26 protein-coding genes are annotated in these 26,335 nt (G+C 62.1%); 9 read left to right on the top strand and 17 right to left on the bottom strand.

Translation table 11 applies throughout. The features are described from left to right. Positions 1 to 20 precede the first annotated feature (20 nt). The 4 genes from F1542_RS11395 to F1542_RS11380 form a co-directional block, all read right to left on the bottom strand. A complete protein-coding gene (locus tag F1542_RS11395; protein WP_193733164.1) occupies positions 21 to 542 on the bottom strand; it encodes a hypothetical protein in 522 nt (173 codons plus the stop codon). Positions 543 to 621: 79 nt separating this feature from the next. After that, entirely contained in the window at positions 622 to 1,119 is a 498-nt protein-coding gene (locus F1542_RS11390; RefSeq protein ID WP_193733135.1) for a transcriptional repressor, read from the bottom strand. Positions 1,120 to 1,181: 62 nt separating this feature from the next. After that, a complete protein-coding gene (locus tag F1542_RS11385) occupies positions 1,182 to 1,322 on the bottom strand; it encodes a hypothetical protein (RefSeq protein ID WP_227672680.1) in 141 nt (46 codons plus the stop codon). A gap of 84 nt (positions 1,323 to 1,406) precedes the next feature. Further along, entirely contained in the window at positions 1,407 to 1,901 is a 495-nt protein-coding gene (locus F1542_RS11380; RefSeq protein ID WP_193733133.1) for a flavin reductase, read from the bottom strand. A gap of 121 nt (positions 1,902 to 2,022) precedes the next feature. Here F1542_RS11380 and F1542_RS11375 point away from each other — a divergent pair, with 121 nt between their 5' ends. The 3 genes from F1542_RS11375 (at position 2,023) to F1542_RS11365 (ending at position 6,086) form a co-directional block, all read left to right on the top strand. Beyond that, positions 2,023 to 3,081, top strand: a complete 1,059-nt coding sequence (locus F1542_RS11375) for an enoyl-CoA hydratase/isomerase family protein (protein ID WP_193733132.1) — start codon at positions 2,023 to 2,025, stop codon at positions 3,079 to 3,081. Between the two features lie 28 nt (positions 3,082 to 3,109). After that, positions 3,110 to 4,540: a protein adenylyltransferase SelO family protein gene (locus F1542_RS11370; protein ID WP_193733131.1), complete on the top strand. Its 1,431-nt coding sequence runs from the start codon at positions 3,110 to 3,112 to the stop codon at positions 4,538 to 4,540. 127 nt (positions 4,541 to 4,667) lie between these two features. Next, positions 4,668 to 6,086 (top strand): sugar porter family MFS transporter, encoded by a 1,419-nt coding sequence (locus F1542_RS11365; protein WP_193733163.1) that lies wholly within the window; start codon positions 4,668 to 4,670, stop codon positions 6,084 to 6,086. A 175-nt stretch (positions 6,087 to 6,261) separates the two neighbouring features. Here F1542_RS11365 and F1542_RS11360 read toward each other — a convergent pair whose 3' ends face one another. Further along, positions 6,262 to 8,259, bottom strand: a complete 1,998-nt coding sequence (locus tag F1542_RS11360) for a prolyl oligopeptidase family serine peptidase (protein ID WP_193733130.1) — start codon at positions 8,257 to 8,259, stop codon at positions 6,262 to 6,264. Between F1542_RS11360 and F1542_RS11355 the strand changes: the two genes are divergently transcribed. Both F1542_RS11355 and F1542_RS11350 read left to right on the top strand, forming a co-directional pair. Further along, positions 8,258 to 9,025, top strand: coding sequence for a DedA family protein (locus F1542_RS11355; RefSeq protein ID WP_193733129.1), 768 nt, complete (start codon positions 8,258 to 8,260; stop codon positions 9,023 to 9,025). The two genes, F1542_RS11360 and F1542_RS11355, sit on opposite strands and share 2 nt — an antisense overlap. Beyond that, complete coding sequence (locus F1542_RS11350; RefSeq protein WP_193733128.1) at positions 9,022 to 9,963, top strand: SDR family oxidoreductase; 942 nt, start codon at positions 9,022 to 9,024, stop codon at positions 9,961 to 9,963. The genes F1542_RS11355 and F1542_RS11350 overlap by 4 nt, the downstream gene beginning before the upstream one ends. Positions 9,964 to 10,056: 93 nt before the next feature. Here F1542_RS11350 and F1542_RS11345 read toward each other — a convergent pair whose 3' ends face one another. The 6 genes from F1542_RS11345 to F1542_RS11320 all read right to left on the bottom strand — a co-directional run bounded on the left by F1542_RS11345 (position 10,057) and on the right by F1542_RS11320 (position 17,351). After that, positions 10,057 to 10,761, bottom strand: a complete 705-nt coding sequence (locus F1542_RS11345) for a tRNA (guanosine(46)-N(7))-methyltransferase TrmB (RefSeq protein WP_193733127.1) — start codon at positions 10,759 to 10,761, stop codon at positions 10,057 to 10,059. Between the two features lie 257 nt (positions 10,762 to 11,018). Beyond that, entirely contained in the window at positions 11,019 to 12,206 is a 1,188-nt protein-coding gene (metK, locus tag F1542_RS11340; protein WP_193733126.1) for a methionine adenosyltransferase, read from the bottom strand. Positions 12,207 to 12,353: 147 nt separating this feature from the next. Then, positions 12,354 to 13,145, bottom strand: a complete 792-nt coding sequence (gene dapB, locus F1542_RS11335) for a 4-hydroxy-tetrahydrodipicolinate reductase (RefSeq protein WP_193733125.1) — start codon at positions 13,143 to 13,145, stop codon at positions 12,354 to 12,356. A gap of 182 nt (positions 13,146 to 13,327) precedes the next feature. Further along, positions 13,328 to 14,455, bottom strand: coding sequence for a molecular chaperone DnaJ (gene dnaJ, locus F1542_RS11330; protein ID WP_193733124.1), 1,128 nt, complete (start codon positions 14,453 to 14,455; stop codon positions 13,328 to 13,330). A 189-nt stretch (positions 14,456 to 14,644) separates the two neighbouring features. Next, positions 14,645 to 16,558, bottom strand: coding sequence for a molecular chaperone DnaK (dnaK, locus tag F1542_RS11325; protein WP_193733123.1), 1,914 nt, complete (start codon positions 16,556 to 16,558; stop codon positions 14,645 to 14,647). 187 nt (positions 16,559 to 16,745) lie between these two features. Further along, positions 16,746 to 17,351: a nucleotide exchange factor GrpE gene (locus tag F1542_RS11320; RefSeq protein ID WP_193733122.1), complete on the bottom strand. Its 606-nt coding sequence runs from the start codon at positions 17,349 to 17,351 to the stop codon at positions 16,746 to 16,748. A 245-nt stretch (positions 17,352 to 17,596) separates the two neighbouring features. Between F1542_RS11320 and F1542_RS11315 the strand changes: the two genes are divergently transcribed. Then, positions 17,597 to 18,307 (top strand): response regulator transcription factor, encoded by a 711-nt coding sequence (locus F1542_RS11315; RefSeq protein ID WP_010508610.1) that lies wholly within the window; start codon positions 17,597 to 17,599, stop codon positions 18,305 to 18,307. A gap of 9 nt (positions 18,308 to 18,316) precedes the next feature. Then, on the top strand, positions 18,317 to 20,095 hold the full coding sequence (locus tag F1542_RS11310) for a stimulus-sensing domain-containing protein (RefSeq protein ID WP_193733121.1): 1,779 nt from the start codon (positions 18,317 to 18,319) through the stop codon (positions 20,093 to 20,095). Here F1542_RS11310 and pqqE read toward each other — a convergent pair. Genes pqqE through pqqA form a run of 5 tightly spaced genes read right to left on the bottom strand, consistent with a single transcriptional unit; the run spans position 20,076 to position 23,253 of the window. After that, positions 20,076 to 21,182, bottom strand: a complete 1,107-nt coding sequence (gene pqqE, locus F1542_RS11305) for a pyrroloquinoline quinone biosynthesis protein PqqE (RefSeq protein ID WP_193733120.1) — start codon at positions 21,180 to 21,182, stop codon at positions 20,076 to 20,078. The genes F1542_RS11310 and pqqE overlap by 20 nt on opposite strands. Next, a complete protein-coding gene (pqqD, locus tag F1542_RS11300; RefSeq protein WP_193733119.1) occupies positions 21,179 to 21,463 on the bottom strand; it encodes a pyrroloquinoline quinone biosynthesis peptide chaperone PqqD in 285 nt (94 codons plus the stop codon). The genes pqqE and pqqD overlap by 4 nt, the downstream gene beginning before the upstream one ends. Further along, positions 21,460 to 22,197, bottom strand: a complete 738-nt coding sequence (gene pqqC, locus F1542_RS11295; RefSeq protein ID WP_193733118.1) for a pyrroloquinoline-quinone synthase PqqC — start codon at positions 22,195 to 22,197, stop codon at positions 21,460 to 21,462. Before pqqC ends, pqqD begins: the two co-directional genes overlap by 4 nt. Then, positions 22,194 to 23,117, bottom strand: a complete 924-nt coding sequence (gene pqqB, locus F1542_RS11290) for a pyrroloquinoline quinone biosynthesis protein PqqB (RefSeq protein ID WP_193733117.1) — start codon at positions 23,115 to 23,117, stop codon at positions 22,194 to 22,196. Before pqqB ends, pqqC begins: the two co-directional genes overlap by 4 nt. Before the next feature lie 55 nt (positions 23,118 to 23,172). Then, the gene (gene pqqA / locus F1542_RS11285; RefSeq protein WP_010508617.1) at positions 23,173 to 23,253 is read right to left on the bottom strand and encodes a pyrroloquinoline quinone precursor peptide PqqA; all 81 of its coding nucleotides are present in this window, start codon (positions 23,251 to 23,253) and stop codon (positions 23,173 to 23,175) included. A gap of 296 nt (positions 23,254 to 23,549) precedes the next feature. On the opposite strand from pqqA, the gene F1542_RS11280 reads away from it, so the two are divergent. Beyond that, complete coding sequence (locus F1542_RS11280; protein WP_408886254.1) at positions 23,550 to 24,812, top strand: AI-2E family transporter; 1,263 nt, start codon at positions 23,550 to 23,552, stop codon at positions 24,810 to 24,812. Here F1542_RS11280 and F1542_RS11275 read toward each other — a convergent pair. Continuing rightward, a complete protein-coding gene (locus F1542_RS11275; RefSeq protein ID WP_193733116.1) occupies positions 24,809 to 25,576 on the bottom strand; it encodes a Crp/Fnr family transcriptional regulator in 768 nt (255 codons plus the stop codon). The two genes, F1542_RS11280 and F1542_RS11275, sit on opposite strands and share 4 nt — an antisense overlap. 230 nt (positions 25,577 to 25,806) lie before the next feature. Between F1542_RS11275 and F1542_RS11270 the strand changes: the two genes are divergently transcribed. Continuing rightward, entirely contained in the window at positions 25,807 to 26,271 is a 465-nt protein-coding gene (locus F1542_RS11270; RefSeq protein WP_193733115.1) for a hypothetical protein, read from the top strand. Positions 26,272 to 26,335: the final 64 nt, after the last annotated feature.

Raw genomic sequence — 26,335 nt, 5'->3', positions numbered from 1 at the left:
CTTGTTTGCCGGTGATCAGATTATTCCTGCCGGTTAAGGCCGGTCAGTAGAAAGAACGATACACCATATCTTCGCGTCCGGTCAGGATCATGTTCCAGCAATTCATCCATTACAAATCGTTTTACCCTAAAAACGACCGGAATATCCGCTATATGCCCTGCCATATCGTCCGCTTCCATGACTTCCATCATGTTTGCAAGCCATAGTGCCACGCCGGGACGCTCCGTCAGCACCAGTGGCGCGCGCGGTGAAAACACGATGGTGCCCCGGGCCCGGATCGTTTCCAGGTCCGCCTGCGTCGTGACATGGTACAGATATGCATCCGCACCCTCACCCGCCCGTAACTGTCGCACGTCCACCGTGGCCAGGCCAATCGCCGCGATATCAAGATAGGTCAGCACATGGCGGATGCCGGGCATGGGTGCAGCAAACATGTCAGGCTGGTCCGTAGCCGACGGGACGGCCGGGGCATCGGTCGCGCGTCGCGACGTCCTGCCGGGCTTCCGACTGCGTGTGAGGGCGGCAAAGGGCAGTTCGGCCATCCGGCCTTTTCGGCGTTGCACCATGTCCGTGCCCCATCCATGACGGGCCGTTACGGCCTGTTGTGGTCAATCCGGTCCTTCACGCGCATGCCGCGCACAGGCCCTCCGCCTCTATGGTGGTCTGGCGGACTGAAAAACCACGCGCCCGCGTAACCTCCAGCAGCGCCTTGAGGATATGGGGATCATCCAGTTCCGTCACACGGCCGCATTTGCTGCAGATCAGGAACTGCGCGGCATGGACATGCCCATGACAGCCATGCCCCGATTCCAGCATGTGCCGGCAGCCGGCAAAGGCGGACAGGCGTTCGATCTTGTGAATCAGCCCCTGTTCCATCAGGAAGTCCAGCGCCCGGTACACCGTGGGCGGCGCCACGGGCCTGCCACGGGTCGTGCGGATCTGTTCCAGCAGGTCATAGGCCCCCAGTGGCCGGTCCGCCGCCAGAACCAGCCCCAGCACCAGCCTGCGGATTTCCGTCAGCCTGACGGCGCGCGCCAGACATACAGCCGCCGCCTGATCAAGCAGGGTTTCCACCCCGTCGGGCAGACCGGTTCCGGCCGTCTGTATCGTGCGGGCCACTTCTGGTGCTCCTGTGTCCGGTTACCGGCATGCTCCCCGCGCCCGATCTCAGCCGGGCCGGATCAGTCCGGCAGATGATCCGCCCACATGGCCATAAGCGCCACGAAAAGGGCAAGGCCAGCATGTATCCAGATCAGCCCACGCAGCGTCAAGACAGGAACCCGGTCCGTACGCATGCCTGCCCTGCCGGGTGTATCCTCCATGCCGTCGCCTCCCTGCGCCTGTCGGTCCATCTGGTCCGTCATGGCGCAAAAGACTGGATTTTTCCTTAATCCGGAACGTGCGGCCTATTTATCATCATCATGGGGCAACATGTGGTAGGTACGGTTGAAATAGACCAGCCCACCGCGCGGGCTGCTGTTACGCAGGCTTTCCACCGCGCCAAACATGACGCTGTGGGTGCCGACTTCCACAATGCGTTCGATCCGGCAGTCCAGTGACAGCACGGCCTCATCCAGCACCGGCGCGCCGGTGGTCAGCGTGTCCCAGTGGCCGGAACGGAAGCGTTCCGCCTGTTCCAGCGGGCTTGCGAACACACCGGATATGTCCTGCTGGTCGGCGGCAAGCACGTTGATGCACATGGCCGCATCGACACGAAAACGATCGCGCACCCGTGAACTGCGGTTCAGGCAGACCAGCACGGTCGGCGGCGTATCGGTGACCGAACAGACGGCCGATGCCGTAAAACCCGCCGGATCATCAAGTGTTCCGGTCGTGACAACGTTTACCGCCGCGCCAAGCCGCGCCATGGCGTTGCGAAAGGTGAGGGCGTCAATCCCCATGGTGCTTATGCCTCAGTAGCTGTTGCATGCCTGTGGTCCGCACGCAGCCGTGACGCCGGACGTTAGCGGGGGTAGCGCATTCTGTACCGGTTGAACACAGCAAACAGCACAAGGAGGCACCATGGACACCGGACTGATCCACATAAACCATACCGGCCGGCTGGGACGCATCACACTCAACCGGCCCTCGGCACTCAATGCCCTGAACATGGACATGCTGGCATGCCTTGATACCTGCCTGCGCGCATGGCGCGATGACCCGGCTATCGAGACCGTGCTGATCGACAGCGCAAGCCCGCGCGCCTTCTGCGCAGGGGGCGATATCCGCGCCATCCGCGACCGGCTGGAAACAGGGGGGCTGGAAGACGGGGCCATGCCATTCCGGCGCAGCTACCGCCTTGCCTCCGTGCTGGCCGGGTATCCCAAGCCGGTAGTGTCCTTCATGGATGGCATCGCCATGGGGGGCGGTATCGGGCTGGGCGGGCATGTCCGCTACAGGGTCGTGACCGAACGCGCCATCCTTGCCATGCCCGAAACCGCCATTGCGCTGACGCCGGATGCGGGCGGGTCCTACCTGCTGTCCCGCGCGCCGGGACTGAGTGGCCTGCGCCTTGCGCTGACGGGGGGACGAATGAACGCGACACAGGCCATTGACGCGGGCTTTGCCGACCGGATGGCCCCTTCCGGCATGCTGGACACCATAAGGCAGGCCCTGACCCACCTGCCTGCGGGACGGGTGATGGACAGCCTGCCGCCATGCCCACCCATGGACGCAGGACCGGATACGGCGACCATTGCTGCGGTATATAATGCCCCTGACATGCCCGAACTGCTGCGCAGGCTGCAGGCCCATCCGGCCGCATGGGCGCGCGATGATCTGGCCGCCCTGGGCCGTGCGTGCCCGTTTTCGCTGTGCCTGACCCTGGCTGCCTGGCATGCCGCCCGCGCCCTGCCGGACCTGGACCATGTGCTGGAGCAGGAATTCCAGCTGGTCTGCCACCTGCTGCAACGCCCGGATTTTACCGAGGGCGTACGTGCCCGCCTGATTGACAAGGATAATGCCCCCCACTGGATACCCGACCACGTCGATGCCGTTTGTCCGCATGACATTGCGGCCTGCCTGCATGACCATGCCTGTCTGCCGCTTGGGCTGGTGACCGCCAGTCCGGATCGGCAATGATTAATTATCACACGTAAAGTATATGAAAATGCCATTTTCCGATCATTACACACCCCTTGCCCATCACAGCCGACTTGGGAATGAATTCTATGACGTGGTGCAGGCCGCGACTTTCCCTGCCCACATCCTGCGCTACCGTAATGATGACGTGTCGCCCCGTATCGGTCTGGACACGCTGACCGATGCCGAATGGGTGCGCCATTTCGGGTATTTCGATCCCCTGCCCGGATCGCTGCCACAGCCACTGGCCCTACGCTATCATGGCCACCAGTTCCGGTCGTACAACCCCGACCTTGGCGATGGGCGGGGCTTCCTGTTCGCGCAGCTTGGGGACAGTGTTGACGGCCGTGTGCTGGACATCGGGACCAAGGGCAGCGGCACCACGCCATGGTCACGCGGCGGCGACGGCCGCCTGACGCTGAAGGGGGGCATACGCGAAATCCTGGCCAGTGAACGGCTGGATGCGGCAGGCGTGCGCACGTCACGCACGCTGAGCGTGGTGGAAACGGGTGAAAACCTGCATCGTGGGGATGAACCATCCCCCACGCGATCATGCGTGCTGGCCCGCCTGAGCCATTCCCACATCCGCATCGGCACGTTCCAGCGCCTTGTCGCCAATGACGACCGCGCAAGCCTGACCCGGCTGGTGGAATACGTGATCGAAACCTATTACCCCCACCTGACGGACGCAGCCGACCCCGCCGCCGCGCTGTATGACGCCGCCACAACCCGCATTGCCGAAATGACCGCGCAGTGGATGACCGCGGGCTTCGTGCATGGCGTGCTCAACACCGATAACATCAATATTACCGGCGAGAGTTTCGATTACGGCCCCTGGCGGTTCGTGCCCACGTTCAACCCGACCTTCACCGCCGCCTATTTTGATCATTCCGGCCTGTATGCCTATGGCCGCCAGCCCGAGGCGATGATGTGGAACGTGGCCCGTCTGGGGGAATGTCTGCTTTCCCTTTCCACACTTGAGAAAATCCAAAGTATTTTTGATGACTTCTTGGAACGATATGAACGTTTTCTTGATATTTCAGTGCTTAATCGGCTTGGACTCAAGGAGATTTCAAGAAAATCCTCCACCGACCTGCGTGAATGTCTTTTTTCTTTCATGGATGAAAGCCAGATTGGATTTGAATTTCCGTTTTTTGACTGGTATGGTGGCGAACAGAGCCAGAAACGTGCCATAACAGGACCGCGTGGAGACTTTTATGGGCAGGACAGTTTCCGTCCCCTGCACGACCGGATCATGCAACATGAACCGGCACGGGGCGTGGACCTGTCACAGCCATATTTCCACAATGGGGCCGCGTGCGTGATGTCTGTCGAGACGGTGGAAGCCATCTGGCAACCCATCGCGGCAACAGATGACTGGTGCCGCCTGCATGACGCTATGCGTCAGGTTGCCAGCATGAAAGCCGCCCTGCAGGTCCATCACACCCGGGACGGTTGACGCCACCCCGGGAACCCGGCCGTTACGGACGAATTATAAGAAGAAGGAAGGAACAGGCACCCGCATGAATAACCAGACCCCATCCGTACAGCACCCCACGCCACAGGCAACGGAACCGTTGCCTGACATGTCCCAGATCGATATTTCCCCCAACGCGCGCAAGACCTTATGGCTCGCAGCCATCGTGGCCGCAATCTGCGGCGGCCTCTATGGTTACGATACCGGGATCGTCTCGGGCGCGCTGCTGCTGATCACGCGTGATTTCCACCTCAGCAGCTTCTACCAGGAGATGGTGGCCTCCGCCATTCTGGCTGGCGCCGTGATGGGTTCGTTGCTGACCGGGTGGATGTCCGAACATTATGGACGCCGCAAATCCATCATGATCGTCACGGCCATTTTCGTGCTGGGCGCGCTGGCCTGCGCCTTTTCGCCCGATGTGTACATGCTGATCATCTCACGCGTGTTCCTGGGGCTGGCGGTTGGCGGGTCCACGCAGGTGGTGCCCATGTACATCTCGGAACTGGCGCCAGCGCACAAGCGCGGGCACATGGTCACGATGTTCAACATCGCCATCGGCATCGGCATCTTTGCCGCCAACATCATCGGCTTTGCCGCGCGTGATGCATGGGGCTGGCGACCGATGGTGGCCATTGCCGCCATTCCCGCCGCCGTCGTGTTCGTTTCCATGTTCTTCCTGCCCAAAAGCCCGCGCTGGGCAGCGGAACATGAAAGCCTGGATTCCGCGCTGGAGCAGTTGCAGCGTATCCGGACCTCCGAACGCGACATCCGCCGCGAAATGCGCCGTATCCACGCCAACGCGAACGAGGAAACCGACCCGCGCGACATCGGCTGGCGCGGCCTGCGCCAGCCCTGGGTGCGTCCCGCACTTGTGGCTGCCCTTGGCGTCGCCTTCTTTACGCAGGCGGGTGGTCTGGAAATGATGATCTACTACGCACCGACCTTCCTGTCGGATGCGGGGTTTGGCAGTTCATCCGCGTTGATGGCCAGTATCGGCATCTCGATCATCTATCTGGTCATGACGGTGCTGGGGTCGAACATTGTTGACCGCATCGGCCGCCGCAGGCTGGTGCTGGTGATGGGGCCGGGCAGCGTGGTCAGCCTGATCGGGCTTGGCATCATGTTCCTGCTGCACCCGCAGCCCGGCAGCATGGGCAGTTGGCTGATCATCGCCTTCATGCTGCTGTTCATGGTGTTCAACGCCGGTGGCATCCAGGTCGTGGGCTGGCTGCTGGGGGCGGAGATGTTCCCGCTGTCCATGCGCGGCAACGCCACCAGCCTGCATTCGGCCATGCTGTGGGGCAGCGACCTGCTGGTGACCAGCACGGCGCTGACGCTGGTGACCAAGATCACGCTGGGCGGGACGATGTGGTTCTATGCCGGCGTCAACCTGCTGTCAGTCCTGTTCGTGTATTTCATGGTGCCCGAAACACGCGGGGCCTCGCTGGAGGATATCGAGGAAGCCCTGCGCGAAGGCCGCTTCCGCCCGACACGCGGCAATACCGCCATTGTCGAGGAAGAAGAATAATATCCAACGCCGTCACATACGGCTGGCACCATTAAAAAAACGGGCGTTCCGGTCAGGGAACGCCCGTTTTGCAGCAGGTCTGAAATGATAAAAGTTTTTGGGTGCCGCCTTTTTTCAAAAAGGCAGCGTTCCCTGAAGCTTTTTGAAAAAAGCTTCACCGAAAACTTCCTTCCGTTCAAACGGCTTTTACGGATTGCGGGGCCGTCAGGTCCACATGCGGGGCAGGGGAGACAGGTAGCTTGAGTACCTGCTGATAGAACGCCAGTTCCAACTCCCATGCCCTGCGTATGGTGGTTTCCTGACGGAAGCCGTGGCCCTCGCCTTCAAATTCATACAACGCACAGGGCACCTCGCGCCCACGCAGCGCCGCGACCATCGTTTCCGCCTGCGCAGGCGGCACGACCCGGTCATCCAGCCCCTGCAGGAACAGGACCGGCACCCTGATATTCGCCACCTGCGTGATGGGTGAACGGGCAAGATAGGTCGCCTCATCCGCGGGGTAGGGGCCAACCAGCGTATCCAGATAACGTGACTCAAACTTGTGCGTATCCTGCGCCAGCGCACGCAGGTCGGTCACGCCATACAGGCTGGTGCCCGCCGCGAACAGGCGTGAGCGCGCCAGCGCCAGCAGCACGGTCAGGCCACCCGCGCTGCTGCCCCGTATGACAATGCGGGCGGGATCGACCTGCCCGGTCGTGGCAAGGTACTGGCAGGCGGCGATGCAGTCATCCACATCCACCACGCCCCACTGCCGTTCCAGCCGCTGCCGATAGGCGCGGCCAAACCCGGTTGAACCGCCATAATTGACATCAACCACGGCAAAGCCCCGGCTGGTCCACCACTGCACCTTGAATGAAAAGGCCGGATTGGCCCGCCCCGTCGGGCCGCCATGCGCGACGACGACCAGCGGCGGCTTTTCCCCCTCCGGCCCATGATAACGGGCATTGGCGGGCGCATAGAAAAAGGCGTGTCCCGTGCCCTCACCATCGGGCAGGGGAAAATGGATCGGGGCAGGGCGGGCAATGTCGGCCGGGGACAGCGGCAGTTCGGTTGCCCGGCGCAGGACCTGCGGCATCTGTCCCGGCTGGCCACGAACCACGGCGGCCGCGTTATCGGGCGGCGCATCCAGCCATGCGAACCCGTCCCCTTCCACCGGAACGGGACAGCCGGAGGGATGGCCAAGACCCAGCGGGGTCACCTCCCCGTCACGGATGGAAACCATACGGGTATCGCCATCGTTGATGACCATGGCAAGGATGCTGCCATCGGGCAGCGGTACGTAACTGCGCAGGCCGAACACCCAGTGCGGCTGACCGATTTCAGCGTCCATGGGGGCCAGCGCCACGGGAGAGGAGGACGTCGTATCGAACCGGTAAAGATTCCACCACCCGCTGCGATCGGACAGCGCCAGAAGCCGTCCCGCTGCGTCCCAGCATGGTTCGATGACCGATTCCGCCTGCCCGTCGTCGCCTGCCGCGCTCCACGGGGCGGCAAGGCGCGGTGGGTCATCGCCTTCCTGCAGCAGGGTCGCGACACGCAGGCGGGTGGCGTCCCATGGCATGGCCGGATGGTCCCATTCAATCCAGGCCATATACCGCCCATCGGGCGAGGGACGGGGAGATGACAGGAAATCCGGCCCCATGACCAGCGGCGTGCCACCATTGAAAGCCGGGTCAGCCGTAATGGTGCAGTCCAGCACCACGATGGCGGCGGCAGGTTCCTCGTCTTCCGCGCGATGGTCTTCCCGTACGCAGAACAGGAAACGGCCATCGGGACTGAATGTCAGGTCGGCATACCACAGCCCCGCCCCGGTCGAGAGGCAGCGGGGCTTTCCCCCTTCCACCAGCCACAGGCTGCCGTCGCGGCGGTTGCTGAACGCAATCACCCCCTGGCATACGGCATAGGCCCCGCCGCCATATTCATGCACACGTGTGCCGACATCAAACGGGGCAGGGGTCACGTCGGCCACCTGTCCCGCGCGGGCACAGACCAGTACACGGCGTCCACCCTCGGCCGGGCGTCCCTCGATCCAGTAGATGTCACGTCCGTCCACCCGCACATCCGACAGGGAAACCGTCTTTCCTGCCACAAGCGCCGCACTGACGGGTGAGGGCCATGTGCCATAGGGACGTGTTCCGGTATTCGTCGTGGCGCTGGTGCCGGACTGGGTCATGTTCTTGCTCCTGCCATTTGTGCGTGCCAATGGTATCGGAATTGCACACACCGCGTTTTACGTTCTGTCGTCCGTAACCTACATACTCTTTTCATTTGTGACAGGTAGTCCGCTGCTTCAGCATCTTGAACATCTTTTCCAGCATTACGGCTATGGCGTGATTGGCGTTATTGTCATGCTGGAAAGCATGGGCATTCCCCTTCCGGCTGAAACCCTCGTCATTTCGGCCGCGATCTACTGCGCCACCACCCACCGGCTGGATATTGCATGGGTGGCGACAGCCGCCATCATTGGTGCGATTACGGGTGACAATCTTGGCTACCTGATCGGGCGCGGGCTTGGTTACCCGCTGCTGGAACGCCATGGGGCAAAGGTGGGGCTTACGTCACAACGCCTCCAGACCGGGCAGTTCCTGTTCCGGCGGTATGGGGGGATCATTGTATGCGCGGGACGGTTCATTGCCATCCTGCGCGTATTCGTGGCCCTGCTGGCGGGGGCGAGCCACATGCCGTGGCCCCGGTTCCTGATATATAATGCGGTCGGCGGCACAGTATGGGCTGGTGGATACGCCTATGCCGCCTATTACCTGGGCCACAGGATCATGCGCATTTCCGGCCCCGTGGGAATAGCCGTCGCAACCGGGGGCGGAATCATGATGGTATGTACCATTATTTTCCTGCGGCGGCATGAAGCGCGCCTGACGGCACAGGTGGAAGCCGAAGCCCGGAAGGCAATGCACCAATCCAGAGAACAGGCGGACACATGACCAGACATTGGACCATCGAACAGGCGCCCCGCATGGACGGACGCCTTGCCCTTGTCACCGGTGCCACGGGCGGCCTTGGTTACCAGACGGCCCTGGGCCTGGCCTCACGCGGGGCACGGGTCATGCTTGCGGGCCGTAATCCCGACAAGGGGCTGGCCGCCCTGACCCGCCTGCAACATGATGTGCCGGGGGCGGACGCCACTTTCCGGCTGCTGGATGTCGCAAGCCTTGACTCGATCGCGACCTTCGCACGCGAACTGGCTATGGAAACTGACAGGCTGGACATTCTGGTCAACAATGCCGGTGTCATGGGCACCCCCCGCCGTCTGGAAACCCGCGACGGGTTCGAACTGCAATTCGGCACCAATTTCCTTGGTCCCTTCGCGCTGACGGCACGCCTGCGGCCCCTGCTGTGTGCCGCCCCGCATGGTGGGCGCGTGGTCACGGTAGCCAGCCTTGCCGCGCTGACGGGCCAGATCGTGTTTGACGACCTGCAGGGTCGTCGCCGCTATGCCCCGTTCCGCGCCTACAGGCAGAGCAAGCTGGCGGACCTGATCCTGGCGCTGGAACTGGACCGACAGGCCCGCGCCCATGGCTGGCCGCTGCATTCCATTGCCGCCCATCCCGGCTGGGCCATGACCGATATCGCGGCCAGCCGCCTGAATACAAAGCAGGGTCTGCACGAACGCCTGACCCGTTTTGGCGCGATCTGGGCCTTCCGCCTGATGGGACAGTCCGCCGCCCATGGCGCACTGCCCATTGAATTCGCCGCCATGGCACCGGAAGCACGCGATGGCGGCTATTACGGACCCGGTGGCCGGGGCGAACGGCGGGGCCATGTGGCTGAAGCCTTCGTTCCGCCCGCCGCCCGTGACCTGACCATTGCGCGACGGCTGTGGCAGGTAGCGGAACGGCTGACCGGCACGTCGCTGTCATAGATGGAAATGATAAAAGTTTTTGGGTGCCGCCTTTTTGGAAAAAGGCGGCGTTCCTTGAAGCTTTTTCTTATTGGCTGATTTCTAAATAACTGCTCAGCGGCGGATGAAGGTCCAGTACAACGGCTGGCGTCCCGCCTTCAGCGCCTTGGCTTCGTAACGGGTGGGCGGCCAGCCTTCGGGGCGCACCCTGGCGGGCGGAGCAGTGTCAAACAGGTCCTGCGCGCCCATCACTTCCTCAACCCATGCCTGGTAGGTCGGGTCGTCACTGGCCACGCGCCAGATCGCACCGGGACGCAGGATCCGCGCCGCCATCCTGACCGTTTCGGGGTGCACGAAACGCCGCTTTGCATGGCGGGACTTGGGCCACGGATCAGGAAACATAAGAAACAGACGGTCAATCGACGCATCGGGCAGGCCGCGCAACAGGATACGCGCGTCCTCATCCCAGATCCGCAGCATGTCGGGGACAGGGGCGGTTGCTTCCTCATCATCCGGCACAACGCGGGACAGCAGGGAACACAGTCCGTTTTCAAAAACCTCACACGCGATATAGCCGACATCCGGATGGGCGGCATGCTGGGCCAGTGAATGTTCCCCGCCACCAAAGCCGACTTCCAGCCAGATCTGTTCGGGCACATGCCCGAAGGCCGATGCCGGGTCCGGTATCGCCGCCTCGGGGAAGCGCATGCGCGGCAGTGTCTGGTCCAGAAGCCGCTGCTGGCGCGGGCGCAGCGGATGGCCGCGCTGGCGTCCGTAAAGCCGGTCAGGAGATGCCTTTACATCCACAGAGGCCGTCATATGTCTGAAAATCCTGCTCCTGCTGCCGTGGCGCACGCCGCACGACATGATTGAAAAACACAGCGGGGGCCGCCACGACCGGCTTTTGCAAGCAGTCACGGCAGGCCCCCAATGGCTCCGGCACGTTATAGGCCAAAGCGGACGGATTCATGAACCCGCCAGATCGCCAAAAAGTTTTTGGTGAAGCTTGTTTCAAAAAGCTTCAAGGAACGCCGCCTTTTTGAAAAAAGGCGGCACCCAAAAACCTTTCCTGTTTTTTAGCGGTTGAACGCGCCACGCAGGGCATCGACCAGATCGGTCTGCTCCCACGTGAAATCGTCCTTCGCCGCGTCCGGCGTGCGACCAAAGTGACCGTAGGCGGAAGTCTGGGTGTAGATCGGGCGGTTCAGGCGCAGGTGCCTGCGGATACCGCGCGGGGACAGGTCCATGACTTCGCGCAGCACGCGGCCCAGCTTTGCCTCGTCCACGTCCTTGCCGGTGCCATCCAGGTCAACATAGACCGACAGCGGGTGCGACACGCCAATGGCATAGGAAATCTGCAGCGTGCAGCGATCAGCCAGGCCGGCCGCCACGACGTTCTTTGCCAGGTAACGGCAGGCATAGGCCGCCGAACGGTCAACCTTCGTCGGGTCCTTGCCCGAGAACGCACCGCCACCATGCGGCGCCGCACCGCCATAGGTATCCACGATGATCTTGCGCCCGGTCAGGCCGCAGTCACCATCCGGGCCACCGATGACAAAGACACCGGTGGGGTTGACGTAGAATTCATCTTCCGGCGGCATCCAGCCTTCCGGCAGGACATCACGCACGATGCTGCCCAGTTCGTCACGGATGGTGGCCTGGCTGGCCCCTTCAACGTGCTGGGTAGAAATCACGACGGAGGTCGCACCAACCGGCTTGCCATCGACATAACGCAGGGTGACCTGGCTCTTGGCATCGGGCTGCAGGGCGGCTGCGCGCGGGTCACCCGCCTTGCGCAGGTCACGCACGCGGTGAAGGATGTCATGTGCGTAGAACAGCGGCGCCGGCATCAGGCTTTCGGTTTCACGCGTGGCGAAGCCGAACATGATGCCCTGGTCACCAGCGCCCTCGTCCTTCTCGCCCGCGCTGTCCACGCCCACGGCAATATCGGCAGACTGTGCGTGCAGGTAATATTCCACCTCGGCATTGCGCCATGAGAAACCGGCCTGATCGTAGCCGATGTCCTTCACCGCGTCGCGCGCGCCCTGAATCAGCAGATCAGGGGTGACAGAAGCCGGGCCACGGACTTCACCAGCCAGAATGATGCGGTTGGTGGTGACCATCGTTTCACACGCAACGCGCGATTCACCGTCTGCGGTCAGGAATGCATCAAGAACGGTATCACTGATCCGGTCAGCGACCTTGTCGGGATGCCCTTCGGATACCGATTCCGATGTAAACAGAAAATCGCCTTTATTACGCATGATGGTCCTGTCTGCCTCGTATGGAGTAGGAGAAATAACGCCTGCGAAACCCGGCGTACGATCGCATGCGTTTGGCGGAAACCAGATCAGGCGTCAAGCCATTTCCCTGAATACCACCCTCCCGAGACACGGGTCCGGCACACCCGGTTATGCCGGACGTTCCAGCCCCAGTACATCTTCCATATTATAAAGACCCGCCACGCGCCCCTGCAGCCAGCGCGCCGCCCGCACGGCCCCGGTAGCATAGACCCGGCGGTCAAAAGACCGGTGAGTCAGGCTGATCTGTTCATGCCCCGATGTAAAAATGACGGAATGCTCACCCACGATCTGCCCGCCACGCAGGGCGGCAAATCCGATAGCCCCGTCCGCACGCGGGCCGGTATGGCCGTCGCGACCGCTTTCGATATGATCTTCCAGCCGGATGCCCCGGCCTTCGGCCACTGCACGGCCCATGGCCAGTGCCGTGCCCGACGGGGCATCGACCTTCTGCCGGTGGTGCATTTCCAGTATTTCGGCATCATATTCGCTGCCGGGCAGGACGGCGGCCATCTGCCGGGCCAGACGGGTGACCAGTGTTACACCAGGGGAGAAATTGGCCGCCTGCACGATCCCGATCTTTTTCGCGGCCGCATCGACCGCCTGCTGCTGGACCGGTGACAGGCCAGTCGTGCCCAGGACCCATGCGGTCCCGCTTCCAGCCAGTGCGGTGGCATGCGGAATGACCGTATCGGCATGGGTGAAATCGATCACGACATCGCAATGGCGCGCAAGTTCGGCAATATCGGCATAAACGGGACAGTCCATACCAGCGACCGACTGACCATTACGTGTCGTGCCCCCGGCCAGCACGGCGCCACCCGATGGCACTTCTTCCGCCAGAAGGCGACCGACACGCCCATTCAGGCCCGCGATCCCGATACGCAATGGCTGCGCGTTCATTCAGCGTTCTCCACCAGTGTCCAGATATAGAAATAGCGGCGCGACCGGGGGATCGCGCCGCCTGAACCTATCCATGGTGCAAGTTGGGGGGATTCACCATGAATAGTGTGATGACCCTACACCTGAATAATCAGTCATTTCAACTGCCGCCCTGTCATGACAGGGCGGGGGAAAGGGCAGGCTTACAGCTTGCCTTCAAAAAAATCCTTCACCTTGCTGAAGAAACCGGTGCTTTCGGGGCTGCCCTTGGCATGGCCCGCGGCGTCGCCCTCGAATTCCTCCAGCAGTTCACGCTGGCGCTTGGTCAGGTGGCGCGGTGTTTCCACCACGACCTGAATATACATGTCTCCACGCGCGGAAGATCGCAGGACCGAAAAACCCTTGCCACGCAGGCGGAAATGTTCGCCCGTCTGGGTTCCCGCCGGGATCTTAACCTTGGTGCGTGACCCGTCCACGACCGGCACCTCGATCTCGGTTCCCAGGGCTGCCTGCGCCATGCGCACGGGCACGCGGCAGTAGATATTGGCACCATCACGCTGGAAGATCGCGTGCTGTTCAACCGATACATGGACATACAGGTCGCCCGCGGGCACGCCCTTGCCGCCGGATTCCCCCTCACCGGAGATACGGATACGGGTGCCGTCTTCCACACCGGCGGGGATCGCGACCTCGATGGTACGGTTCTTTTCCACCGTGCCGGTGCCGTGGCATTCCTTGCACGGGTTGCGGATCAGGTGGCCCGAGCCATGGCAGGTGGGGCAGGGACGTTCAACAAAGAAGAAGCCCTGCTGCGCGCGCACCTTGCCCGCGCCATGGCACGAAGGACAGGTTTCGGGCTTCGCATCCTTGTCCGCCGAGCCGGTGCCGTCACAGCTTTCGCAGGTGACACGGGTGGGAACGGTGATCTTTTTCTTAACGCCGGCAAAGGCTTCGGCAAAGGTAATGGTGACCTGCACCTGCAGGTCGGCGCCCGAACGGCGGCCACCACGCCGGCCGCCCATCATGTCGCCAAACATCTGTTCAAAGATGTCACCTAGGCCACCGCCGCCGAAATCGAAGCCGCCAGCACCGGGGCCGCCACCCTCGAACGCCGCATGGCCGAACCGGTCATAGGCCGCGCGCTTCTGGTCATCCTTCAGCACGTCGTAGGCTTCGTTGATTTCCTTGAACCTGTTTTCCGCATCCGTATCCCCGGGGTTCCGGTCGGGGTGGTACTTCATGGCCAGCTTGCGATACGCCCGCTTGATCTCGTCACCATTGGCATCGCGAGAAACTTCAAGGACTGCGTAATAATCTATCTTGGTGGCCATGTGGGTCCTCTAGCAAACGCGCTCGCCCGGTATCCTCGCGGCACGATCTTCGCGTTCCAGAATAGTGTTGCTGGGCAGAATATGAAAAGCGCCCGTCTTCACAGAAGCACGGGCGCCACCCTGGTGGAAAGGTCGGGCGGACCCGAAGGTCCGCCCCCATTCCGGAGCCTGTATGACGCCTTGCGGCGATCAGGACTTCTTGGAGTCGTCCACGTCTTCGAAGTCGGCGTCGACAACCTTTTCGTCCTTCGGTGCGCCGCCCGGTGCGGCACCAGCAGCACCCGGTGCGCCTTCGGCCTGGCCTGCCTTGTAGACGGCTTCACCAACCTTCATGGCAACCTGCGTCAGGCGATCAGTCGCCGTCTTCAGGGCTTCGGCATCGGTACCTTCCAGTGCCTTGCGCACGTCGGCAATCGCTGCTTCCGCTTCGGTCTTGTCAGCCGCCGGGACCTTGTCGCCTGCTTCACTCAGGGACTTTTCGACCTGGTGGGTCAGACCTTCGGCCTGGTTACGGGCCTCGACCTGTTCCTTCTTCACCTTGTCGGCGGCGGCGTTGGCTTCGGCGTCCTTCACCATCTTTTCGATGTCGGACTCGGACAGACCACCAGAAGCCTGAATCTTGATCTGCTGTTCCTTGCCGGTCGCCTTGTCCTTGGCCGAGACGGACACGATGCCGTTGGCGTCGATGTCGAACGTCACCTCGATCTGCGGCACGCCACGCGGTGCGGGGGCGATACCGGTCAGGTCGAATGTGCCCAGCAGCTTGTTGTCAGCCGCCATTTCACGCTCGCCCTGATAGACCTTGATGGTCACGGCGTTCTGGTTGTCTTCCGCGGTAGAGAAGGTCTGGCTCTTCTTCGTCGGGATCGTCGTGTTGCGGTCGATCAGGCGGGTGAACACGCCACCCAGCGTCTCGATACCCAGCGACAGCGGCGTCACGTCGAGCAGCAGCACGTCCTTGACGTCACCCTGCAGCACCGCGCCCTGAACCGCGGCGCCAATGGCGACCACTTCGTCGGGGTTCACGTTGCGGGCGGGTTCCTTGCCGAAGAACTCCTTAACGGCCTCGATCACCTTGGGCATACGGGTCATGCCGCCGACCAGGATGACTTCATCAATCTCACCCGCGGAAACCGACGCGTCCTTCATTGCGGCGCGGCAGGGTTCCAGCGTGCGCTGGATCAGGTCGTCCACCAAGCTTTCCAGCTTCGCACGGGTCAGCTTGACTACAAGGTGCTTCGGACCGGATGCATCGGCCGTGATGAACGGCAGGTTGATCTCGGTTTCCTTGGAGGAGGACAGCTCGATCTTTGCCTTTTCGGCCGCTTCCTTCAGGCGCTGCAGGGCCAGCTTGTCCTGACGCAGGTCGATGCCCTGCTCACGCTTGAACTCATCAGCCAGGAAGCCGATGATTCGGGCGTCAAAGTCTTCACCGCCGAGGAACGTGTCACCGTTGGTGGACTTCACCTCGATCACGCCGTCGGAGATCTCGAGGATGGACACGTCGAACGTGCCGCCGCCAAGGTCATAGACCGCAACCGTGCCGCCGTTCTTCTTCTGCAGGCCATAGGCCAGTGCGGCAGCCGTCGGTTCGTTGATGATGCGCAGGACTTCCAGCCCGGCGATACGGCCGGCATCCTTGGTGGCCTGACGCTGTGCGTCGTTGAAGTACGCGGGCACCGTAATGACGGCCTGCGTAACCTTTTCACCCAGATAGGATTCGGCGGTTTCCTTCATCTTGCCCAGGATGAAGGCGGAAATCTGCGCGGGGGCGTATTTCTTGCCCTGTGCCTCGACCCATGCATCGCCGTTGTCACCCTTCACGATGGCATAGGGGACCAGTTCCTTGTCCTTCGCCACGGTGGGGTCGTCATAACGGCGGCCGATCAGGCGCTTGACCGCATACAGGGTGTTGGACGGGTTGGTGACCGCCTGGCGCTTCGCTGCCTGACCGACCAGCATTTCGCCGTTGTCGGTGAACGCAACCATGGACGGCGTGGTGCGTGCGCCTTCGCTGTTCTCGATAACCCGCGTCTCGTCGCCTTCGCGCACGGCAACGCAGGAATTGGTCGTACCAAGGTCGATACCGATAACCTTGCTCATTCAGATACTCTCCTTTTCAGCGGCCTGTCCTGACCCGAAGCATCGGGACAGACCCTTTCTTTCATATCGTCCGGTGATGGGATGGACTGTCTGTTTTCACATCCACCCGGCAACACCGCTGTTACCATCCGATGTAGGCAGCCCCCGCGCAGCTTTCAAGGGCCTGAAGGCGTGCGCGGAAACGATTTCACCCTGCCTGCGCCGGTCCCTTTGACACGACAACCATGGCCGGCTTGAGCAGCCGCCCGTGCAGCGTCCATGTGGGGGTCCATGCCTCCATCACGGTGCCATGCGCGTGTTCGTCGCTGTGCTGTTCCGCCATGGCCTGATGGTGGTTGGCGTCAAAGGGCTTGCCCTTCGCGTCTTCCGCCTTGATGCCATTGCGTTCCAGGATGCCGATGAACGACCGCTCGGTGCTTTCGATCCCTTCGCGCATGCGGGTCAGGATGCTGTCCTCGCCCTCGGTGGGCTGGGGCAGGCTGGCCACCGCGCGCTTGAGGTTGTCAGCCGCCTCGACCACATCCTTGGCGAATTTCTGCACGGCGTACTGCCGGGCGTCTTCCACCTCACGCTTGGCGCGGTTGCGAACGTTCTGGGTCTCGGCTTCCGCGCGGACCCATTTGTCACGCAGGGTCGCGACCTCGGCCTCCAGTTCGGCCACGCGCGGATCGACCGCGTCGTGCCCGGCTTCGGCCTCCGGCGCATGGCCGGAATGCTCACCAGTCGCGGGATTGGGTGTGCCGTCGCCGGTTGCGGCATTGGCAAAGGGGTTGGGGTCTGTGTTCTCGCTCATGCTCTTACAAGTAGGTAACGGCTGGCCAATGGACAAGGCATTGCGTTCCCGGCAGGCATGCCGTTTTTGCGCAACTTGTCCTGATCCGATGGAACAGCCGGAACGCCAGCGGCGTTCCAGTGAAGCAGGATGCCCGCATCCCCTCATGACATGCGGGCGGATATGACGCTATGGTACATACGTGCGCCGGACAAGGGACCGGCAGACATGCCCCCCATCGGCAGAGGAGCGAAAAGAGAGCCCCCATGGAGCCAACGAAACAGACGATCGTGCTGGTTGACGATGACAGGAACATCCTGACCTCCGTGCAGATGACACTGGAGGCGGAGGGATTCATTGTCCGCACCTATACCGATGGCGAAAGCGCGCTGCACGGTCTGTCGTCACGCCCGGCGGATCTGGCGGTGCTGGATATCAAGATGCCGCGCATGGACGGGATGGAACTGCTCCAGCGCCTCCGTGCGCGTTCGCAGCTGCCGGTGATCTTCCTGTCATCCAAGGATGAGGAAGTAGACCAGCTCATGGGCCTGCGGCTGGGGGCGGATGACTACATCACCAAGCCCTTTTCCCAGCGCCTGCTGCTGGAACGCATCCGTGCGCTGCTGCGCCGCAACGAAGTCAGCCGCAGCGAGGCCGCGGGGGTCAGCCCCACCGGCACCATGGTGCGCGGCGGGCTGTCGCTGGACGAAACACGCCACCAGTGCCTGTGGCACGGGCGTGACATCCAGCTTACGGTGACCGAATTCCTGCTGGTCAAGGCGCTGGCGGCGCGCCCGGGGCTGGTCAAGTCGCGCGACCAGCTGATCGATGCGGCATATGGCGAGAACATCTATGTCGATGACCGTACGATTGACAGCCACATCAAGCGCGTGCGCAAGAAATTCCGCCAGGTGGATGAGGAATTCAACCAGATCGAGACCCTGTACGGGATCGGCTACCGCTACAAGGAAGAATGATACAGCCGGATGCCGCATCCCGTTCTTTCCCTTACATCTGCAGTACCGCCCCGACTGCGCCGCCTGATCCCGCGCCGGTGGAGCGGGGAGGGCAGGAACGCGGTCGCGGAATTCATGGAATATCGCACGCGTCTGGTCTCGCCGCTCATGCGGCGCATCCTGCTGGTCAATACGCTTCCGCTGGGACTGCTGGCGCTGACGCTGCTGTACCTGACGCAGTTCCAGAACAGCCTGCTGGAAGCCGAGGTCTCGGCACTGCGTGAACAGGCGCGGATCTATGCCGGCGCGCTGGGACAGAGCGCCGTCATCATTTCCCGCCGTGATGTCACGCTGGAACCCACGCTTGCCCGCCCGCTGCTGCTGCGCCTGACGGAACCAAGCCCCAGCGCGCATGCCCGCCTGTTCGCCCCTGACGGGCAGGTCGTGGCCGACAGCCGCGTGGAACAGGCCGACCACCATGGCGATGCGGGCAGGCAGGCCCCGCCACCGGCGGAAGAGGACGAGCATTCGCCCCTGTACCCCCCATCGGTCAACATGGGCGAACGGCTGTACAACTGGCTGCTGGCGCAACTGCCCACCCTGTCGGGTGAGCGAATCATGACGCTGGACACGCCGGATTCCGATCCCTCCATCCAGCCCGTGACCCAGCCCGATGGCACACGGGTCATGGAAATCCCGCCCTATATCCGCCGCAACGCCAACCACCAGCTTATGGTCACGGTGGCCGAACCCGTCATGCATGACGGGCGGACGACGGTGGGCATCATCCAGCTTACGCGCGAAGCGCGCGACGTGGACCGTTCGCTGTTTGCCGTGCGGTCATCCATCCTGTCGCTGTTCCTCATGGCGCTGGCGCTGACCATCCTGCTGTCATGGTACCTGTCGCTGACCATTGCACGCCCGCTGCTGCGGCTGGCGGCGTCGGCCCATACCATGCGCGAATCCTCCAACCGGACGGACATGGTGCCCGAACGCCTGCTGGCGCGACGCGATGAAATCGGGGAAGTCGCCCGCGCGCTGCAGGACAGCGCCAGCGCGCTATGGGCCCGCATGGACGCCATCGAACGGTTTGCGGCCGATGTCAGCCATGAAATCAAGAACCCGCTGTCCTCCATCCGCTCGGCCATTGAAAGCCTGCTGCGCATCGACGATCCCGAACGCCAGCGACGCCTGCTGTCGATCATCAATGACGACGTGCGCAGGCTTGACCGCCTGATTACCGATATTTCCGACGCCAGCCGCGTGGATGCGGAACTGTCGCGCGCGCGGGCCGAACCGATTGCCATCGTGCCATTGCTGTCGGTACTGACGGAAATACACCAGGCGACCCGCCAGCCGGGACAGCCCTACATGGCCGTGGCCAGCAGTGGCGATAGTCCCGAACGGCGGCTGACCGTCCTTGCGGTGGAAGACAGGCTGGTGCAGGTGCTGCGCAACCTGATCGGCAACGCGATTTCCTTCTCCCCACCCGATGGCAAGATCCTGCTCAGCGCGGTACCGGCGGGCAGCATGGTGGAAATCGCGGTCAGTGATGACGGCCCTGGCATTCCGCAGGCCAAGCTGGACAACATTTTTGACCGTTTTTATTCCGAACGTCCCAGCAGCGAGAATTTCGGGCAGCATTCAGGCCTTGGCCTGTCCATAAGCAAGCAGATCATCGAAGCCCTGCGCGGTAACATCAGTGCGGAAAACCGTATTGATGCCGATGGTCACATACTGGGTGCGCGCTTCGTGATCTGCCTGCCGCGGGTAGATGTGAAGGCGGAGGTCAGCCGACCTCATCCGTAGCACGCGTGTAACGACGATACCGGAAGGGTGGCGGTTCGGCAGGCAGGGTTTCCAGCACCCTGACAACCCGTTCATGGTCGGGCGCGCGGCTGCAGACGGGATCGGTCGCCGCAGCATCCCCTGCCAGCGCCAGCGCCTGACAACGGCAGCCACCCCAGTCCTTTTCCCGCTGGTCACAGCTACGGCAGGGCTGCGGCATCCAGTCCGTGCCACGGAACATGGTGAATAGCGGGGAATCGCGCCAGATATGCGCCAGCGTATCGTGCCGCACATCGGGAAAGGCGACATTGGGGATCGTTTCGGCTGCATGACAGGGCAGCACCCGGCCAGACGGGGAGATATTGATGAACCGGCGTCCCCAGCCCCCCATGCACGGCTTGGGACGGTCGGCATAATAATCCGGCGTCACGTAATCTATGGCCAGGCGGCCCGTGTATTTTTCACGCGCGGCCTCCACGGCCTGCGTGGTCTGTTCAAGCTGCTGCGCCGTGGGCATGAGGGCCGCGCGATTGGCCAGCCCCCAGCCATAATACTGCGTATGCGCGATCTCGACCCGGCGGGCACCCATTTCCACCGCGGCTTCAAGCATCTGCGGCACGCGGGCAGCGTTTTCGCGGTAAATGACGAAATTCAGCGTCAGCGGCATGCCATCCGCCACCACCAGCCTTGCCGCTTCCATCTTGCGTGCCTGGGCACCCTTCATACCACCCACATGTTCGGCATTGGCGGTGTCGATATCCTGAAAGGACAGCTGGACATGGTCCAGCCCGGCTTCCACCAGTGCCGGAAACGTCTTTTCGTTCAGCAGCACGCCAGAGGTGATGAGGTTGGTGTACAACCCCAGCCCCACCGCATGCCGGATCAGGTCCGGCAGGTCCGGGCGGCTCATGGGTTCCCCGCCGGAGAAATGGACCTGCAGCACGCCCATTTCGGCAGCCTGGTCCAACACGCTGATCCAATCCTGCGTGGGCAGTTCATTACGGCGGGGTTCAAGTGCGATCGGGTTGGAACAGTACGGACACTGCAACGGGCAGCGATGCGTCAGTTCCGCCAGAAGGCTCATGGGGGAAAGAATGGTTTCTGTCATGCCACCAGCACCTGCCGGGTAATAAGGTCACTGACCATGACATGGACATCGTGACCGATCACATCAACCGGGGCGGCAAACCGGGTGGCCAGTTCGGACACGATCTGGCCCAGCGTGCGGGTGCCATCGACCAGTTTCAGCACCTCGGCTGCAATGGGATCAGGTATGAAGGCCCGTTCCGGGGCCTGTATGATCCACCGTTCGCGCACGCGGTCATGCTGCAGCCGGACCCCGCGCACGAAACGGATGATACTGTCGTCTGTCAGGTCCGTGGTGGTCATGCCGCGTCCGGACGGAAGGCACCGGGGGGAATACGCGCAGGATTGACGTAGGCGTATTCCAGTTCATCCAGCATGGCCCACAGGACGCCGCACTTGAACTTTAGCGCATCCAGCACCGCTTTCTGCTGTTCGGGTGTGCGGGCATGTTCTTTCACGTAACCCAGCGCGAAATCGGAATCCCGCGGGGCCTGTGTCAGGCGCGGCTGGAAATAGGCCAGCGTCTCAGGCGTAATGAAGTCATAATGCCGCAGCATGCCGGCCACACGCTCGCTTATGATGGTAGGCGAGAACAGTTCGGTCAGGGACGAGGCAATGGCTTCCAGGATGGAACGGTCGCGCACGAAGGCTACATAGGCATCCACCGCGAAACGGGTGGCGGGCAGCAGCCCCTCCAGCGACTCCACATAGGCGCGGTCCAGCCCCAGCCCGTCGGTCAGCTTGAGCCAGCGCGCAACACCGCCGGTGCCCGGTGCATCACCATCATGGTCCACCAGCCGCCTGCGCCATTCGCGCCGCAGTTCCGCCGTGGGCAGGCGGGCCAGCAGGGTTGCGTCCTTGGCCGGAATGCTGGCCTGATAATAATAGCGGTTCAGCGCCCAGGCCTGCACCTGCGCACGGTTGAGCCTGCCGTCGTGCAGGGCACGATGGAAGGGGTGCAGGTTATGGTAGCGTTCCGCCCCGATGGCGCGCAGTGCGGTTTCAAGTTCATCGGGGGAAAGCAGTTTTCCGCTCATGCCGTAATCCTCATCCCGTCATGGGAGATTTCCCACCCCGCCGCCTCGACGGCGGCGCGTTCGGGCGAATCCGCCAGCAGAACGGGGTTGGAATTGTTGATGTGTATGAAAATCCTGCGCTTGATGCCCAGGTCACGCAGGGCGGCGATGGTACCGTCCATGCCATCCATGGACATGTGACCCATGCGGCGGCCGGTCTTTTCACCCAGGCCCGCGCGCACCATTTCGTCATCCACCCACAGCGTGCCGTCAAAGAACACAGCATCCGCCCCACGCAGGCGCACCCGCAGGTTATCGGTCATGCGCGCGCAGCCCGGCACGAAACAGACACGATGTTTGCCGTCGGATATTTCCAGCCCGACCGTTTCACCATTTTCACAGATTGCAGCCGGATCAGGCCCGGATTCGGCATAAAGCGGCACCTTGCCCGGCACCGCGAACGGCACGATGGTCAGGCCCGCGGGGGTGCCATCGGTCAGCTTCAGCGCCAGTGGCGTGTCGAGTCCCATGGGCGTGCGGGTTACGACCGCGCGGTTCAGGGCTTCAAAAATGGGATTGGCATCCAGCATGGACAGCACTTCTGGCGTGGCCAGCAGGGTAAAGGGCTGGCGTTCACGCAGGGTGAGCAGCCCGGTAATGGTATCCACCTCACCACCCGTCAGGATGACACCGGCGATGGGCGTTGAACGCAGGCCTTCGCTTGGGTGCAGGGCAGGTGTCTGGTTTATCTGGGTCCGCAGGTCAGGGGAAGCGTTGACCACGAACCAGTTCTTTCCATCCCCACTTATGGCAATGGAAGCCTGTGTGCGGGGCAGGGCTGCCGGATCGCCGGCCCTGGCCCGCCTGCAACCGGGAGCATTGGAATTCCATTGCGGAAATCCGCCACCCGCCGCCGCGCCGAGAACGATAATGTCGATCATGGACGCAGACTGTAAAAGAAAATCGCCGCCTGTGCGAGACAGGCGGCGATGTTCCTTACTTCTTTTCGCCGCAGACGTAGCTGTTGATCTCGGCGCCCAGGGGGACTTCAACGATCTTGGGGGTATTCCAGGCCATGGGACTCTCCATTGGTTTATGGTGCCAGAAGGCCGCAGCCTCCGTGTTGAGGTATTTGAGCCCTGTCCAATCGTGCTTTCAAGTGCCGTCTTCCGCCATATGGGGTCCAAAAATTCACGTTACCGTGTACGTGCAGCCTCCCCCTGCAATGGTTGCGTAGCGGGAATGTGCCAAAAACCTTGGTCCTGCCTTTCATATGCCGCCATAAGGAACGGATTGGTACGATACGAATGAAGCGGGCACAGGAACGCCAAACCCCGTTGGGGCCACGCCAGCACGACCTCAGGACCTGATTGATGCCGCCCGAGACAGAGCCAACCCCACCACAACCCTCTTATGAACAGATACAGCAGCAGCGTGCCATCGAGGTCATGCGCCACAGCCGCATCGACACACGCACCGCCTGCCTGCTGCTGCTGAGTGTACTGGCGGTTTTCTATACCCTGTATTTCGCATCCGCCATCATCCTGCCCATGATCCTGGCGCTGGTGGTGAACCTGCTGCTGTCCACGCCGCTGCGCTTCCTGCATACGCGCCTGCATCTGCCCAAGCCGCTGGCGGCACTGTGCCTGATCCTGTGTGTATTCGGTGTTGTCGGCGCGGTGGGCACCGCCATTTCCGTGCCCGCCACCGGCTGGCTGGAACGCGCGCCCGAGGCGATCAATACGCTACAGGAACGGCTGGCCTTCCTGCGCGGTCCGTTCCAGCTGATGAACAGCGCATCCGACCGCATCCACAATTTCATGACCATTGCGGGCGGCCATGTGGACCACCCGACATCCGTGACCGATACGCCCGACGGGCATGTGATTGTGGTCTCGAATCCCGGTGGGGGCGGGCTGGACCGGTTCAGTTCCTCCATCCTGCTGGGCACGCAGGCATTCATGGGCCAGTTCTTCACCATGATCCTGATGCTGTTCTTCCTGCTGGCGCAGGGGGACAGCCTGCTGCGCCGCTTTGTGGAGATCATGCCCACCTTTGCCGACAAGCGTCGCACGGTACAGATCGCCTACCAGATCGAACGCAATGTCTCGCAGTACCTGGCCACCATCACCATCATCAACAGCCTGGTCGGGCTGGTGAACATGGTGCAGTGCTGGCTGCTGGGCATGCCCAACCCGCTGCTGTGGGGGGTCATGGCGTTCCTGCTGAACTACATTCCCATTATCGGGCCGATGATGGGGATCATCATCTATTTTCTCGTAGGGCTGTTCATTTACCCGTCCGCGTGGCAGGCGCTGCTGCCACCCGCCATCTATCTATGCATCCACCTGACGGAAGGTGAGACGATCACCCCCATGGTGCTGGCGCGGCGTTTCACGCTCAACCCGGTTCTGGTCATGGCATCACTGATGTTCTGGGACTGGCTGTGGGGTATTTTCGGGGCATTCCTGTCGGTGCCCCTGCTGGCGGTGTTCAAGATCATCTGTGATCATGTGGAGATCCTGACCCCGATCGGCCACATCGTGGGGGGGCCGGCACGCACCACCCCACCCAAACCGCTCTTTACGGATACATCCGACCTGTCCGATGACAGGCCGGCGGAACACGATGATTAGGTATTGCCCGCGGCCAGCACATCAAGCTTCGCCACCGACAGGATGGTGATGGCATAGCCCTTGCCCACTTCGATCATGCCCTGGCTGCGCATCCAGCTCAGCGTGCGGCTGACGGTTTCGATGGTCAGGCCAAGGTAGTCGGCAATATCACCCCGCGTCATGGGCAGGTGCAAGCGACCGCCAGTACCTTCCTGCCCGGGCAGCTGGCTTGCATGCATCTGGTCCAGCAGGAAGCTGGCCACGCGTTCACGCGCGGTCTTGCGCCCCAGCAGCAGCATCTGGTTCTGGGCCGCGACCAGTTCATTGGATGCCTCTTCCAGCAGGCGGCGTTCCAGCTTGGGGAAATCGTCCAGCAGGTCGGCCATCTTGTCGCGTGAAAAACGGCATACCCGCACCGTATCCACCGCTTCCGCGCCAAAGGCGTAATTGTCCGATACCGCAAGGCCAAGGAAATGCCCCGGCGAGGCGAAACCCGTGATCTGGCGCCGTCCATCGGGCAGCGCCTTGAACAGCTTGACCGTGCCGGATGTGACATTGAAAAAGTCGGTCGCCGGGGCGCCTTCCTCGATAAAGCCACGACCGGGGGGAATGATGGTTTCCACCGCCGCATCCGACAGGCGGGAAATGTCATCCGGCCCGATCACGCTGCATACGCTGGTGGGGCGGACGCTGCACGTCGTGCAGAAATCGGTCTGTGCACCACCCGCGCCGATGACGATACGCCGAGGCCTCGATTCAAACTGACACGAAGGCATATCCGACATAATTATTCCTAATCACTTTCAGGCGCCTGCGTTCCGGCGCCGAAGTAACCGGACATGCCTGGCTCCCTAGAAATACACTAATGCATTTGCCAAGAGCGCCGAGTATGGCGGATGGTTTGATGTAAATCAATGCGTCCCGCCGGGAAATATCAGGTAAACAGACACGTATCATAGAAAAAATCCCCAAGCTCTTGAGGAAAATCCGACGCGTGCAGGCCGTCCCCCCGCCCATGGTCCGACGACTGGACCGAACAGATGTGCCGCTCCTTTATCCCCTGATCCGGATATCGCTGCCGCATATCTCGCTGCGGGACTGGATACGCATCGGACGCAGGATGACCCGGTCGGGGACCCGCGTGCATGAGGGCATCCTGGTCGCCCATTACGGCCCCGGCCGCCCGCCATGCGCCATGGCCACCTTCCGCCGCGGGTTCGACCTGTATTCAGGCGACACGCTGACGGCGGATTATATCCTGACCCTGTCCTATACCCACCAGCAGCAGATCATTGATGCACTGCTACCCGCCATGGAAACACTGGCCCGGGAAATGGGGTGTGATGCAATACGCACACTGTCCCATAGTAACCGGGTGCTAAATCAGGACGCCACGGTCCGGAAACTGTGTTCAACAAGCCACATTACCGAAAGAACAGTCAGGCTGGACCCTAATAAGGAAATACTTCACCCATCCTGATTGATTCACATCAAAGCCGAATGTTAGGTGGGCGTGATTTCTGCACCTGACAAATCAAATTGAA

Source organism: Komagataeibacter sp. FXV3 (genome assembly GCF_015155755.1).
In the GTDB taxonomy this organism is placed as follows: domain Bacteria; phylum Pseudomonadota; class Alphaproteobacteria; order Acetobacterales; family Acetobacteraceae; genus Komagataeibacter.
Note: the sequence above shows the minus strand (reverse complement) of the source record. Positions and strands in the feature narration are given on the sequence as shown.